Origin of the sequence: Sphingomonas sp., from assembly GCF_965227385.1 — a bacterium.
Classification (GTDB): domain Bacteria; phylum Pseudomonadota; class Alphaproteobacteria; order Sphingomonadales; family Sphingomonadaceae; genus Sphingomonas.
This window is the reverse complement of sequence record NZ_OZ245750.1, coordinates 2,153,800-2,167,693: the sequence shown is the minus strand read 5'-3', so window position 1 is coordinate 2,167,693 and position 13,894 is coordinate 2,153,800. Positions and strand designations below refer to the sequence as shown.

Genomic DNA, 13,894 nt, shown 5'->3' with positions numbered 1-13,894 from the left:
ACGTTCCTGGTTGGCGTCGTCGGCGAACAAGCCGACACGCTGAATTTCCCACTCGAGTTCAACCCCGCTCGCGGCCTTGACCCGCGCGCGGACCTCATCGCCCAGCCCTTCGATATCCGCACTCGTCGCGTCACCGGTGTTGATCAGGAAGTTGGTGTGCTTCTCGCTCACCTGCGCCCCGCCGCGCTTCAACCCGCGACAGCCCGCCGCATCGACCAACCGCCACGCCTTGTCACCCTCGGGGTTCTTGAAGGTCGACCCACCCGTCTTGCTGCGCAGCGGCTGCGACGCCTCACGGGCGGCGGCGATGCGGTCCATCTCGGCCTGGATCGCGGCAGGCGCACCCGGCTCACCCCGAAAGTTTGCACTCACCACGATCGCCCCCTCGGGCAGTTCGGAGTGGCGATAGGTATAGCCCAGCGCATCGACCGGCAGCGTGCGCTTCTCGCCCGACCGCAACACCACTTCGCAGTCGGCCAGAATATCCTTGGTCTCGCGCCCGTAAGCGCCGCCATTCATCCGCACGAACCCGCCCACGGTACCGGGGATCGACCGCAGAAACTCGACGCACGCAATCCCCGCATCCCGCGCAGTGGACGACACCAGAATCCCGCTCGCCCCGCCGCCACAAGTCAGTGTCTGACCCTCGGCCTGTACCTTCGCAAACGCCTTGCCCAACCGCACCACCACGCCCGGCACCCCGCCATCGCGCACGATCAGGTTCGACCCCAGCCCCAACGCCATCACCGGCACCGCCGGGTCGAGCTGCGCCAGAAACTCGCACAGATCATCGACATCGGCAGGCTCGAACAGCCACTCCGCCGTCCCGCCGCTCTTGAACCACACGAGCGGGGCCAGCGGCGCGTCGGGGGTCAGCTTCCCCCGCACCGTGGGGAGAAGCGTTGCGCTCACTTCATCCCCCAGAATTTCGCCCATTGCTTCCAGTAGGACAGGTTCGCCTCGGCGGCCTTCACCCCCGCCTCCTGCAGCTTCGCGACATCCTTGCCCGCGTCGAGCATCGTCTGCGCCGCATCCATCTGCGCCTGTTGCGCGCGCAGGATTTCGCGCTGCATATCCGTGGCGAGGGTGAACCAGTCGCTCATGCCGCTACGCTCCGCTTGGCATCGACCGCTTCGGCCAGCCCCGCCGCCCATTTGGTGATGTCGCCCGCGCCCAGGCACACGATCAGATCGCCCGGCAGCGCAACTTCCGCGATCCGCGCCGCCAGCGCATCGGCATCGGCAACACTCTCCGCCAGCCGATGCCCGCGTGCCAGCGTCCGCTCGACCAGCGCCTCGCCGCTCACGCCGTCGACCGGCGCTTCACCCGCCGCATAGACCGGGGTCACCAGCACCATGTCGGCGTCGTTGAACGCCTGCGCAAAGTCATCCATCAGATTGCCGAGCCGCGAGTAGCGGTGCGGCTGCACCACCGCGATCACCCGCCCCTGCGCGCTCTCCCGCGCCGCCGACAGCACCGCGCGGATCTCGACCGGGTGATGGCCATAATCGTCGATTACGATCGCCGGCAGCTGCCCCTCGAACGCGATCTCGCCGACCTTGGTAAAGCGCCGCTTGACGCCGCCGAACTTGGCAAAGCCGTTCTGGATGGTCGCATCGTCGATGCCCATTTCCAGCGCGACGCCGATCGCGGCGAGCGCGTTCTGGACATTGTGCCGCCCGGGCATCGGCAGGTCGATCCCCTCGATCGACCGCGTCGTCCCGTCGCGATGGCGAATGATCGCCTCGAACTTGTTGCCGCCCGGATAGGGCACGACATTGACGCCGCGCACGTCCGCGCTGGCGGCAAAGCCATAGGTCACGATCCGGCGATCACGAACCCTTGGAATGATCGCCTGCACCTCGGGATGGTCGAGGCACAGCAACGCCGCGCCATAGAAGGGCACATTCTCGACAAACTCGACATAGGCGTCCTTGGCCCGCTCGAAGCTGCCATAGTGATCGAGATGCTCGGGATCGATATTGGTCACGACAGCGATCGTGCCGTCGAGGCGCAGGAAGCTGCCGTCGCTCTCATCGGCCTCGACCACCATCCACTCGCTGTCGCCCAGCCGCGCGTTGGAGCCATATTGGTTGATGATGCCGCCATTGATCACGGTCGGGTCGATCCCGCCCGCATCCAGCAGCGCCGCGATCATGCTCGTCGTCGTCGTCTTGCCATGCGTCCCCGCCACCGCAACGGTGGACTTGAGCCGCATCAGTTCCGCCAGCATCTCCGCGCGCCGCACCACCGGAATGCGCGCGGCATAGGCGGCCTGCACCTCCGGGTTGTCGCGCTTGATCGCGGTCGATGTCACGACCACCGCCGCATCGCCCAGATTGTCCGCGCTCTGCCCGATGGTGATCGCGATCCCACGCTTGCGCAGCCCTTCGACGACATACCCCTCGGCACTGTCGCTGCCCTGCACCTTGTAACCCAGGTTATGCATCACCTCGGCAATGCCCGACATGCCGATCCCGCCGATGCCGACGAAATGGATCGTGCCGATATCCTTGGCGACACCCTTCACGCAAACGCCTCCCCGCCCTGCGCGATCTTCACCGGCTCGGCATGTCCCATTCCTGCCGACGCCCAGTCGGCGTCGATCGATTCCACCAGATCGGCCAAGTCGCGCACCGCATCGGGCCGCCCGACGCTGCGCGCGCATGCCGCGGCATGCGCCAGCCCCTCGGGGTCAAGCCCCAGCTTCTGGATCTGCTTGGCCAGTTCCTGCGCGCTGAACGCCCGCTGCGGGATCGTCCGCGCGCCACCGGCAGCGCTGATCTCGCGCGCATTCGCCGTCTGGTGATCGTCGGTCGCGCTCGGCAGCGGCACCAGGATCGCCGGACGCCCGGCGGCAGTCAGCTCGGCAATGGTCGACGCCCCCGCCCGTGCGATGACGATATGCGCCCAGGCCAGCCGCTCGGGCAGGTCGGGCAGGTACGTCGCAATCTCCGCCGGAATGCCATGCTCGGCATATTTGCGGCGCACCTCGTCGATATCCTCGACCCGCGCCTGATGCGTCACCTGCAACCGGCGGCGAAAATGGACGGGCAGCAGCGCGAGGCCATCGGGCACCACCTGGCTCAGCACCGACGCGCCCTGGCTTCCCCCGGTCACCAGCACCCGGAAAATCCCATCCTCCTCCAGCGGCGGATAGGGCCGCAGCCGCAGCTCCAGCACCGCCTCCCGCACCGGATTGCCGGTCAGATGGGTCTTGTTGGCATAAGCAGGCTTCAGCCGCGCCACCTCAGCATAGCTGGTGGCGATCGCCCCCACCTTGCCCGCGACCAGCCGGTTGACCCGGCCCAGCACGGCATTCTGCTCATGGATCACCGTCGGCACCTTCGCCGCGAATGCCGCCGACAGCGCGGGCATCGACGCATAGCCGCCGAACGCCACCACCGCCGCCGGACGCAGCTGGCGATACAGCTTGCGCGCCTGCGCCCGCCCCTTGGCCATGGTGCGCAGCGCCTTCAGCCACCCGATCGGCCCACCGGCAAAGCGCGATGCCGGAACGACATGCGTCTCGATCCCGTCGAACAGATCGGGGAAGCGTACCCCGCGCTCGTCGGAAATCAGCGCAACCTTGTGCCCGCGCCGCATCAGCTCCGCCGCCAGTGCCGCAGCGGGAACCATATGTCCGCCGGTGCCCCCGGCGGCGAGGACGTATTGCCGTCCCGAAGTCATTTATTGCTTCCTCGAACCGTATAGCTTGAGCGCTTCAGATACGGGTTCCGCCTCGTGAAAGCGAGCAGCAGTCCCATTCCGATCGACAATGCCACCATCGACGATCCGCCATAGGAAATGAAGGGCAAGGTCATCCCCTTGGAGGGGGCAAGGCCGGTATTGACCGCCATGTTGATCACCGCCTGAATCCCGAATTGGGCCGCCAGCCCCGCCGCCGCGAGCAACCGGAACGAGTCCTCCTCGTCCAGCAGCTTGATCAGCACGCGCACCACGATGGCGAGGTAGATCAGCGCGATGACGATGCACGCGATCAACCCGAACTCCTCACCCACGACCGAAAAGATATAGTCGGTATGCGCCTCGGGCAGCTTGAACTTGACCGTCCCGCCGCCAGGGCCGGTGCCGGTCGCGCCGCCGCCGGTCAGCACCGCATGCGCCATGTCGGTCTGGTAATGCTCCGCCTGCGCCTTTTCGGGGTCGGGGAACAGGAAGCTGTCGATGCGCGTGCGCGCGGTGTCGTAGAAGAGATAGGCCGCGACCACCCCCGCCACGCCCGCGCCGCCCAGGAACCCGATTGCGCGCGTCGAAATCCCGGCCAGCATCAGCAGCACGACCCACACGGCGGCAAAGATCATCGTCTGCCCGAAATCGGGCTGCTTCATCAGCAAGGCCGCAATCACTGCGGTCAGCACACCGGTCACCGGGATCACCGGCAGGCTCGGATCCTTGGCGCGCAGCGACAACAGCCAGGCGGTGGTGACGATATAGAGCGGCTTCAGAAACTCCGATGGCTGGAACGACGCGACGCCCACCCCGATCCAGCGCCGCGCGCCATTGACCTCGGCGCCGAAGAAGGCGGCAAGGCCGACCAGCAGCACGCAGATCGCCGTGCCCAAAATCGCGCCGCGCCGCGCCAGCCCGACCGGCAGCATCGACACGACCAGCAGCACCGGGATCGACAGGCCGATCCACAGCGCCTGTCGCCAGAAATAATGCATCGACGCGAACTGCTTGGTCGTATCCGAATAGCGTTCGGCCGACGCCGGCGACGCCGCCGCCACCGCGACCAGACCGATCCCGATCAGCAGGAACGCGAGCAGCAGCAGGATGCGGTCGATCTCCCAGAACCACAGGCCCAGCGGCGTCTTGCTGCCCCGGCTCAGCTGGTCCTCGAACCGCTCGCGCAGCGGCTTGCGCTTGGTGGTCGCGCGAATGACGTCACTCATGCCAAAGCCTCCACCGCCGCGCGGAACTGGTCGCCGCGATCCTCATAATCGCGGAACTGGTCGAACGACGCGCACGCCGGGGATAGCAACACCGTCTCCCCCGCCACTGCATTGGCGGCAGCCGCGCGCACCGCCTCAGCCAGTGTGCCCGAGCGTTCGACCGGCATCTCGTCCATCAGGATTTCCGCAAACATCTCCGTCGCTTCGCCGATGGTGTAGGCGCGGACAATATGGGGGAAACCCGAACGGCAGGCGTCCAGGTCCGCAGTCTTGGCCTTGCCGCCCAAAATCCAGTGGATCCGCGGATAGGCCGCGAGCGCCGGGGCGGTCGATTCCGCATTGGTCGCCTTGCTGTCATTGACGAACAGCACGCCGTTCCGCGTCGCGACCCGCTCCATCCGGTGCGGCAGGCCGGGAAAGCTCTCAAGGCCACGATCGATGCTCGCCTGATCCACCCCCAGCGCCTCGCACGCGGCGATCGCGGCAAGCGCGTTCTGCGCATTGTGCGGCCCCTGCAGCGCGGGCCAGCGCGACTGATCCATGCAGAAACCGGGCGCGATCTTGGTCAGGTCCTCGGCCCGCCCCGATCGCGCGACCTGCTTCGCCACGCCCTGCGACGCCTCGTCCCCGATGCCGATAATCGCGGCATGCCCCCTGGACTGCATCGCAAACAGCCGCGCCTTTGACGCCGCATAGGCATCGAACCCGTCATAGCGGTCGAGATGGTCCGGCGTGATGTTGAGCAGCACCGCGACCTCGCAATCGAGGCTCCGGGTCAGGTCGATCTGATAGCTCGACAGTTCGAGCACATAGACCCCGCCCTCCGGCAGCGGCTCCTGCCCCAGGATCGGCAACCCGATATTCCCGCCCAGCCGCGCCGGAATGCCCGCGCTCTCGAGGATATGGTGGATCAACGCGGTCGTGGTCGACTTGCCGTTGGTCCCGGTAATCCCGATCACCTTGTGCGCCGGAAGCTCGCCCCGCGCCTGCGCAAACAACTCGATATCGCCGATGATCGGCACGCCCGCATCGCGCGCCTTGGCGGCGATCGGATGGGTGTTGAGGGGAACGCCGGGCGATACCACTACGCCAGCGAACCCAGTGAGATCGGCTTCCAGCAGATCGGCTAACCGAATATCCGCCGTCTCAAATCCGGGCTGCCAGCTCTCACGCGGATCGCGCTTGGCCGCGTCACTATCCCACGCGACAACCTGCGCCCCGCCGGCCACAAGCGCACGCACGCTCGCCGCCCCCGACCGCGCCAGCCCGAGTACCGCAAAGCGTTTCCCGCGCCAGGCGGCGGAAACGATCACCGCAGCTTCAGCGTCGCCAGCCCCGCGAGCGCGAGGACGAAGGCGATGATCCAGAAGCGGATCACGACCGTCGGCTCGCTCCAGCCAAGCTGCTCGAAATGATGGTGGATCGGCGCCATGCGAAACACGCGCTTGCCGGTGCGCTTGTACCAGAACACCTGGATGATGACGCTCAGCGCCTCGACCACGAACAGACCGCCGATGATCCCCAGCACCAGTTCATGATGCGTGGTGACGGCAATCGCACCCAAAGCGCCGCCCAGCGCCAGCGACCCGGTATCGCCCATGAACACCGCCGCCGGCGGCGCATTGAACCACAGAAACGCAAGGCCCGCGCCGACGATCGCACCGCAGAAGATCGCCAGATCGCCCGCCCCCGCGACATGCGGGATGCCAAGATAGGTCGCGAACACCTTGTTGCCCACGACATAGGCGATCAGCATGAACGCCATGCTCGCGATGATCACCGGCATGGTGGCCAGCCCGTCCAGCCCGTCGGTCAGGTTGACCGCGTTGCCGAACGCCACGATCGTGAACGCGGCAAAGACGATGTAGAAATAGCCCAGATCGACGCTGAACTGGCTGAAGAACGGCACATACAGCATCGTCCCGTTCTGCAGCGTGATCACCCACGCCGCGACGCCGGCGATCGCGAATTCGCCCAGCAGCCGGACCTTGCCCGAAACGCCCGCAGTGCTCGCCTTGCGCACCTTGTCATAGTCGTCGAGGAACCCGATCATCCCGAAGCCGAGCGTCACGAAGATGCACGCCCAGATATATGGGTTGGACAGGTCCATCCATAGCAACAGCGCCAGCGTCAGGCTGGTCAGGATCATCAGGCCACCCATCGTCGGCGTACCGCGCTTGGCCAGGTGGCTCTGCGGCCCGTCGGCGCGGATCGGCTGTCCCTTGCCTTGGCGGACACGCAGCCAGCCGATGAAGCGCGGTCCCAGGATCAGGCCGATGAACAGCGCGGTCGCGACCGCCGCCCCGGTGCGGAACGAGAGGTAGCGGAACAGGTTGAGCAGCCCCGGAAAGCCAAGCCATTCGGCCAGTTCGTACAGCATTAGCCCCTTCCCGCCAGCGCCGCGACGACCCGCGACAGCCCGACCCCGTTCGAACCCTTGATGAGCACCGCGTCCCCGGCGCGCAGCATCGCCTCCAGCGACGCGCGCGCCGCAGCGGCGTCGGGCACATGGACCAATTCGACCCGCCCCTCAAGCGCTGCGGCAAGCGGCGTCATCCCCTCACCGACAAGAAGCACCGCTTCAACGCCTGCCGCCAGAACTGGCTCGGATAGTTCGGCGTGGAAGTCACCGGACTGCTCGCCCAACTCGCGCATTTCGCCCAGCACCGCGATCCGCCGCGTCGCCGGGGTCGCGGCCAGCACCGCCAGCGTCGCGCGCATCGATGCCGGGTTGGCGTTATAGCTTTCGTCGATCACCAGCGCTTCGCCGTCACCGACCTTCGCACCGAACCGCGCCCCGCGCCCGGCGATCCCGCCCATCTCGGCCAGCGCCAGTCCCGCCTGCTCCAGATCGCCGCGCGCCGCGTCCACCGCCGCCAGCACCGCCATCGCATTGGCGACCCAGTGATCACCCGGCTGCGACAGGGTAAAGCTCAGCGTCTTGTCCGCGCCGATCTGCGCGGTGACGAACGTCCCGCCCGGTTGGCCATGCACCACCTCGACCGCGCGCACATCGGCGCCCTTGCCGAGGCCGAACGTCACGATCCGCGCCGCATGCGGCTGTGCCGCCGCGATCAACCGGTCGCGATAAGGGCTGTCGAACGGGACGATCGCCGTACCACCCGGCTCCAGCCCCTGGAAAATCTCGCCCTTCGCATCGGCGATTGCCTCGACGCTGTCGAAGAATTCGGTGTGCGCCGGTGCGATGGTGGTGACGATGGCGATATGCGGCCGCACGATCCGGGTCAGCGCCGCCAGCTCGCCGGCATGGTTCATCCCCATCTCCAACACACCAAACCGCGTATCGCGCGGCATCCGCGCCAGGCTAAGTGGCACGCCGGTGTGGTTGTTGTAGCTTTTGACCGATCGGTGCGCCTGCCCCGGCTCGGGCCGGTCGAGGCATTCGAACAGCGCCTCCTTGGTCCCGGTCTTGCCGACGGATCCGGTCACGCCGATCACCACCCCGCCCATCCGCGCCCGGCTGGCCCGCGCCAGATCCTCCAGCGCCGCCATCGTGTCGCTGGTCAGGACATGCGGATGCGCCGTCGCCCGCGACACCACCGCCCCCGCCGCGCCGCTGGCAAAGGCCTGATCGAGAAACTTGTGCCCATCGGTTATCTCGCCGGTCAGCGCAAAGAACAGCGCCCCCGGCCCGACCTCACGGCTGTCGAACGCAACCGCATCGACGTCGAACTCCGCCGAAGCCGTCCCGCCCGTCGCGGATGCGATTTCGGCGGAGGTCCACAGCGACCTCACGCCGCCGCCTCGCGCGCGACGCTCACATCGTCGAACGGCAGCACCATATCCCCCACGATCTGCCCCTGCTCATGTCCCTTGCCGGCGATCAGCACGATATCCTCCGATCCCGCCGCTGCAATCGCCGCCTCGATCGCCGCGCGCCGGTCGCCGATCTCGATCGCCGCGGGACAGCCCTTCATCACCGCGCGCCGGATTTCGCTCGCATCCTCGCCGCGCGGATTGTCGTCGGTGACGAACACCAGGTCGGCACCCGCGACCGCCGCCTGCCCCATCGGCTCGCGCTTGCCCGGGTCACGGTCGCCGCCCGCGCCGAACACCAGGATCAGCCGCCCCGCCGCATGCGGCTTCAGCGCCGCGATCGCCGCCTCGATCGCATCGGGCGTATGCGCATAGTCGACATAAACCGGCGCCCCGGTCCTGCTGATCGCCGCGCGCTCCAGCCGCCCGCGCACCGGCTGCAGCCGCGCCAGATTGGCCAAGGTCTGCGCCGGATCGCCCCCGGTCGCGATCACCAGCCCCGCCGCGACCAGCGCGTTCGCCGCCTGATAGCCCCCGATCAGCGGCAGGCCGACGCGATGGGTCTCGCCCCCGAATGCGATCTCCAGCTTCTGGTCGAGCAGGGTCGGCGCGCGCGATACCAGCCGGATCGTGTCGCCATGCTCGCCCACGGTGATGATGCGGTTGCCGCGCATCCGCGCAATGTCGATCACCCGCTCGCTGTGCGGATCGTCGGCCCACACCACCGCCGTGCCGTCGGGATCGAGCACATCGGCGAACAGCCGCAGCTTGGCGGTCAGATAATCCGCCATGTCCTTGTGATAGTCGAGATGATCGCGGCTCAGGTTGGTGAACGCCGCCGCACGCACCGGCAGCCCCTCGGTGCGATATTGCGACAGGCCATGGCTCGATGCCTCGAATGCCAGATGCGTCACGCCCTCGCGCGCCAGCCCCGCGACGTTGGACAGGAAGGTCACGACATCGGGCGTGGTCAGCCCGGTCGACACCATCTCGCCCGCCGTGGTGACGCCCAGCGTGCCGATCGATGCCGCATGATGCCCGGCCATCAGCCACAATTGCCGCACCATTTCGACCGTCGACGTCTTGCCGTTGGTCCCGGTGACCGCCACCGACGTCTCGGGGAACGGCGCGAAGAAGCGCGCCGCGATCCGCGCAAATTCGGTGCGCGGGTGATCGCTCGCGATATGCGCCGCACCCTCGACGTTCACCTCGGGCCGCGCGACGACGGCAATCGCCCCGCGCGCCACCGCCTCGGCAATATAATCCTCGCCATTGAAGCGGGCGCCGCGAAACGCGCCGAACACGCTGCCCGGCGCGATCTTGCGATGGTCGATGGCGAAACCGGTGACGATGTCCCGCTCGTCCCCGCCGGTCAGTTCGGCGAGCTTCACTCGTCCACCCCCGCGCCCAGCGCGGCGACGGCGGCAGGCTTGCCCTTGGCCTCCGCCTTCCACAGCAGCGGGGTGAGGTCGGACACGTCGACATCGCGCCGCTCGTCCGGGACGACACCCAGCATCGCGCCGGTGCGCATCACCACGCGGTTGACGACGGGGGCCGCGGTCCACCCGGCGGTGGACTGGCCCGCAGACTGCGCATTACCGATCGGCGAATCGAGCATCACCAGCACCACATAGCGCGGTGCGTCCATCGGGAAAGCCGCTGCGAAGGTCGAGACGTTCTTGTTGCGCTGATATCCACCGCGTCCGGGCACTTCGGCGGTGCCGGTCTTGCCCCCGACGCGATAGCCCGGCGCATCCGCCTTGCTACCGGTGCCGTGCGTCACGATCAGGCGCATCAGCTGGCGCATCCGCGCGCTGGTCGCCTCGGAAATGATCCGCCGCCCCGTCGGGACCTTGCCCGGCTCGACCTTGCGCAGCGTCGCCGGACGCCACACCCCGCCATTGACCATTGCGGCATAGGCGCTGGCCAGATGCAGCGGCGTGACCGCGATGCCATGGCCATAGGCCGTGGTCATCACCGTGGTGCGCGCCCAGTATTTCGGCCACAGCGGCCCGGCGACGCCGCCCAGCTCGATCGGCGCCTTGGTGTCGAAGCCCAGGCCACGGAACATCGCCTCCATCCGGTCCTTGCCCAGCTCGTCGGCAATCCGCGCGGTGGCGATGTTGGACGAATGGATCAGCGTCTCGGGAATGTTCAGCCAGCGCTTCTGCGCATGGTCGTCCCGGATCCGGAACCCGCCGACCTTGAGCGGCTCGGTCGCATCGTACCGCTTCGCCATCGACGGCGCGACGCCGCTTTCGATCGCGAACGCCATGGTCAGCGGCTTGAAGGTGGACCCCAGCTCGTACACGCTCTGCGTCACATTGTTGCGGAAATGCTCGGGGTTCGAGCCCTTGACGTTATTGGGGTTGAACGTCGGCAGCGACGTCATCGCCACCACCTCGCCCGTCGCGACGTCCAGAATGACGCCGGCCGCGCCCTGCGCCTGGAAACTCGCCATCGCCGTGCCCAGCTCGCTGTCCAGCGCCGCCTGCGCACGCAGGTCGATCGACAGCGCAACCGGCTTCCCGCGCTGCGCCGGGTCGGTCAGCTGGCGGTCCAGGATATGCTCCATCCCGCTCACGCCCTTGCCGTTGAAATCGACAAAACCCAGCGCATGGGCCGCCAGCGTGGCCTGCGGATACAGCCGCTGGGGCTCACGCGCGAACTCGATCCCCGGTTCGCCCAGCGCATGGACGGCGGCGACCAGTTCGGGCACCGCGCGCCGCTTCAGATAGGTGAACTTCGCACCGCTGTTGAGCAGCCTGGCATAGTCCCCGGCGCTCTTGCCCGGCAGCGTCGCGGCCAGCATCTGGGCCAGCTCTGCCTTGTTACCGATCACCCGGTCGGGCCGCACCCCGATCGACCAGGCATCGATCGTCCGCGCCAGCGGCGCGCCGTTGCGATCGACCAGGTCACCGCGCAGCGGGACCAGCATCGCATTGACGCTGGGCGCGCGTTGCGGCTCGGCAAACACCGCCAGCAGCGCCAGCCGCCCGACGATCACCGCGAATGCGGCCGCGAACAGCAAGGTCAGGATCATCAGCCGCACATGCGCGATCGCGATCGGCGACGCGCGGCTGCCGTCCCGGGCGCGGATCCGCGGTGCTGGGGCGACCAGGACCGTCACCGCAATTTACGCGCCTCTGCGCGGACGCCCTGCATCAGGTCGCCAAAGCTCGAGTCCTTCAGCAGCTTGCTGTCCAGCGATGCCACCGCCGCATTTTTCGCCACCACCGGCACAGGGGCACCCACCCGCTTTGGCTTCGTCACCGTCGCAGCCGCCACCGCGACCGGAGCCGTCGGCGTCTTCACGACCACGGACTTCTCGACCGCCGCTTTCTCCATCACCGGCTTGACCGCCGCAACCGCATCACTCGCCACCGCGGGACCGCTCACCACCTCGGGCAGGCCCTGCGGCACGACCATCGCGGCATAGCGCTCGGCGGTGCCGTCACCCTCCATCGGGCGCAGCGCCGCCAGCTCGGTATCGCTCGCCAGGAACTGGCGCGGCGTCGGCGCGGTGTAGCGCATCACGTCGCCATTCCACCGCTCGAGCTGGGCAAGGTTGGCGCGCGTGTCGAATTCGGTTTCGAGGCCGCGGATGTCCTTGTGCGCCTTGGCGATGGCGCGCTCGACCGCCTCGACCTTCGACCGCTCCGCCGCAACCTGCGACGACACCAGGTAACAGGCCGGCGCAACGATCACGCCGGTCAGAAACCATCCAAAGCCGCTCAACGCCTTGATCGCCATCACCGCCTCCTCAACGCCACGCCGGTGCCGCCGTGCGCCGCGCGACACGCAATGTCGCCGACCGGGCACGCGGGTTCACCGCAATCTCATCCTCGCCGGCCCGGATCGCCTTTGCGGGCGGTTCGAAGCTCGGCGCCTGTTCCGCCGCGACCATCGGGCGATGCCGCGATCCCGTCGGCTCGCTCCCGCTGCGTTCGCGCAGGAATTTCTTGACCATCCGGTCCTCCAGGCTGTGGAACGTCACCACCGCCAGCCGCCCGCCGGGCTTCAACGCCCGCTCGGACGCGACCAGCGCTTCCTCAAGCTCGTCGAGCTCGCGGTTGAGGTGTATCCGGATCGCCTGGAAGGTCCGGGTGGCCGGGTCCTTCTTCTCATGCGGTCGGTACCCAAGGGCCCGCCGCACCACATTGGCCAGGTCCCCCGTGCGCGCGAGAGGCCGTGCCTTCACGATCGCTTGTGCCACACGTCGGGCCTGTTTTTCTTCCCCGTAATTTCTCAGTATCGTGGTTAAATCGGACTCACTGATTTCGTTAACCAATTCGGCCGCGGTCATGCCCGACTGGCTCATCCGCATGTCGAGCGGACCGTCCGCCTGAAAGCTGAACCCCCGGTCCGCCTGGTCGAGCTGCATCGACGACACGCCGATATCCAGCGTCACGCCATCGACCGGCGACAGGCCGCGTGCATCGAGCTCCCGGTCCATCGCGGAAAAGGGCGACTGGATCAGGACCAGACGATTTTCGCTCGCATCCACAAGTGCTTGACCGCCTTCGATCGCGTCTGGATCGCGATCGAAGGCGGCCACCTCGGCACCCCGCTCGAGGAACGCGCGCGTGTAGCCACCGGCACCGAATGTCCCATCGACGTGCCGCTCGCCCGGCTGGATCGCTAGCGCGGCGAGCACTTCGGCCAGCATGACCGGGATATGTGGACGATCCTGGTTAACATCGTCATGGGCGAAGGGCGCGGTCACAGCGTCACCCCCTTCTCTTCCAGGCAGTAACGGCACGCCGCCTTGATCTGCTCGGAGATGGTCGGATGGTCGAGCAGGGTGCGCGGGTTCCACACCTCGATCATCGCGCCGACGCCCATGAAGAACGCGTAGCTGCCCTTGGGAATCCCGGCGAGGTGCCCCAGCATGCCGGGCAGCACGAAGCGGCCTGACGGATCGAACGCGATATTCTCGCTCGCCCCCACGCCGTCGCGCCAGATATTGGCGTCGGCCTGGCCGCGATCACCCGCAAACTCGGTCGCACGCGCGTCGAGCCGCTCCATCACCACATCGAAATAGGGCTCGTCATAGGCGACCAGGCACTTGTCGGTTTCGTGGGGCGACAGGATCGCGACGCGGGCTTCCTTGCTGTCGGTCGGGTGGCCGCTGTTCTTCTCCAGCGTCGCGCGCAGGGCAGAGGGGATGGCGACACGACCCTTGTCGTCCACCAGCTGTA

At 67.5% G+C, this 13,894-nt stretch carries 12 protein-coding genes and 1 pseudogene; all 13 read right to left on the bottom strand.

Annotated features, from left to right (window positions below):
* Positions 1 to 27: 27 nt before the first annotated feature.
* Positions 28 to 936: pseudogene (gene murB / locus ACO05N_RS10470) on the bottom strand (UDP-N-acetylmuramate dehydrogenase); the annotation flags it as partial.
* Positions 909 to 1,103 (bottom strand): hypothetical protein, encoded by a 195-nt coding sequence (locus ACO05N_RS10465; protein WP_422057043.1) that lies wholly within the window; start codon positions 1,101 to 1,103, stop codon positions 909 to 911. The pseudogene murB and the gene ACO05N_RS10465, both read right to left, overlap by 28 nt.
* Positions 1,100 to 2,530, bottom strand: coding sequence for a UDP-N-acetylmuramate--L-alanine ligase (gene murC / locus ACO05N_RS10460; protein WP_422057042.1), 1,431 nt, complete (start codon positions 2,528 to 2,530; stop codon positions 1,100 to 1,102). The genes ACO05N_RS10465 and murC overlap by 4 nt, the downstream gene beginning before the upstream one ends.
* Positions 2,527 to 3,690 carry an undecaprenyldiphospho-muramoylpentapeptide beta-N-acetylglucosaminyltransferase gene (murG, locus tag ACO05N_RS10455; protein ID WP_422057041.1) on the bottom strand — a complete coding sequence of 388 codons (1,164 nt, stop codon included), beginning with the start codon at positions 3,688 to 3,690 and terminating at the stop codon, positions 2,527 to 2,529. Before murG ends, murC begins: the two co-directional genes overlap by 4 nt.
* Positions 3,687 to 4,916, bottom strand: coding sequence for an FtsW/RodA/SpoVE family cell cycle protein (locus tag ACO05N_RS10450; protein ID WP_422057040.1), 1,230 nt, complete (start codon positions 4,914 to 4,916; stop codon positions 3,687 to 3,689). The genes murG and ACO05N_RS10450 overlap by 4 nt, the downstream gene beginning before the upstream one ends.
* Positions 4,913 to 6,229, bottom strand: coding sequence for a UDP-N-acetylmuramoyl-L-alanine--D-glutamate ligase (gene murD, locus ACO05N_RS10445; RefSeq protein WP_422057039.1), 1,317 nt, complete (start codon positions 6,227 to 6,229; stop codon positions 4,913 to 4,915). The genes ACO05N_RS10450 and murD overlap by 4 nt, the downstream gene beginning before the upstream one ends.
* A complete protein-coding gene (mraY, locus tag ACO05N_RS10440; RefSeq protein WP_066659781.1) occupies positions 6,226 to 7,296 on the bottom strand; it encodes a phospho-N-acetylmuramoyl-pentapeptide-transferase in 1,071 nt (356 codons plus the stop codon). The genes murD and mraY overlap by 4 nt, the downstream gene beginning before the upstream one ends.
* Positions 7,296 to 8,672, bottom strand: a complete 1,377-nt coding sequence (locus ACO05N_RS10435; RefSeq protein ID WP_422057038.1) for a UDP-N-acetylmuramoyl-tripeptide--D-alanyl-D-alanine ligase — start codon at positions 8,670 to 8,672, stop codon at positions 7,296 to 7,298. Before ACO05N_RS10435 ends, mraY begins: the two co-directional genes overlap by 1 nt.
* Entirely contained in the window at positions 8,669 to 10,084 is a 1,416-nt protein-coding gene (locus tag ACO05N_RS10430) for a UDP-N-acetylmuramoyl-L-alanyl-D-glutamate--2,6-diaminopimelate ligase (protein ID WP_422057037.1), read from the bottom strand. Before ACO05N_RS10430 ends, ACO05N_RS10435 begins: the two co-directional genes overlap by 4 nt.
* Positions 10,081 to 11,823: a peptidoglycan D,D-transpeptidase FtsI family protein gene (locus ACO05N_RS10425; RefSeq protein WP_422057036.1), complete on the bottom strand. Its 1,743-nt coding sequence runs from the start codon at positions 11,821 to 11,823 to the stop codon at positions 10,081 to 10,083. The genes ACO05N_RS10430 and ACO05N_RS10425 overlap by 4 nt, the downstream gene beginning before the upstream one ends.
* Entirely contained in the window at positions 11,820 to 12,494 is a 675-nt protein-coding gene (locus ACO05N_RS10420) for a hypothetical protein (protein ID WP_422057035.1), read from the bottom strand. The genes ACO05N_RS10425 and ACO05N_RS10420 overlap by 4 nt, the downstream gene beginning before the upstream one ends.
* Complete coding sequence (gene rsmH, locus ACO05N_RS10415; protein WP_422058735.1) at positions 12,457 to 13,362, bottom strand: 16S rRNA (cytosine(1402)-N(4))-methyltransferase RsmH; 906 nt, start codon at positions 13,360 to 13,362, stop codon at positions 12,457 to 12,459. The genes ACO05N_RS10420 and rsmH overlap by 38 nt, the downstream gene beginning before the upstream one ends.
* A gap of 53 nt (positions 13,363 to 13,415) precedes the next feature.
* Entirely contained in the window at positions 13,416 to 13,886 is a 471-nt protein-coding gene (locus ACO05N_RS10410; protein ID WP_422057034.1) for a division/cell wall cluster transcriptional repressor MraZ, read from the bottom strand.
* Positions 13,887 to 13,894 lie beyond the last annotated feature (8 nt).

Excerpts from the sequence above, each read along its gene's own strand:
- ACO05N_RS10465 (WP_422057043.1), bottom strand. The coding sequence starts at position 1,103 with ATGAGCGACTGGTTCACCCTCGCCACGGATATGCAGCGCGAAATCCTG.
- murG (WP_422057041.1), bottom strand. The coding sequence starts at position 3,690 with ATGACTTCGGGACGGCAATACGTCCTCGCCGCCGGGGGCACCGGCGGA.
- ACO05N_RS10450 (WP_422057040.1), bottom strand. The coding sequence starts at position 4,916 with ATGAGTGACGTCATTCGCGCGACCACCAAGCGCAAGCCGCTGCGCGAG.
- mraY (WP_066659781.1), bottom strand. The coding sequence starts at position 7,296 with ATGCTGTACGAACTGGCCGAATGGCTTGGCTTTCCGGGGCTGCTCAAC.
- rsmH (WP_422058735.1), bottom strand. The coding sequence starts at position 13,362 with ATGCTGGCCGAAGTGCTCGCCGCGCTAGCGATCCAGCCGGGCGAGCGG.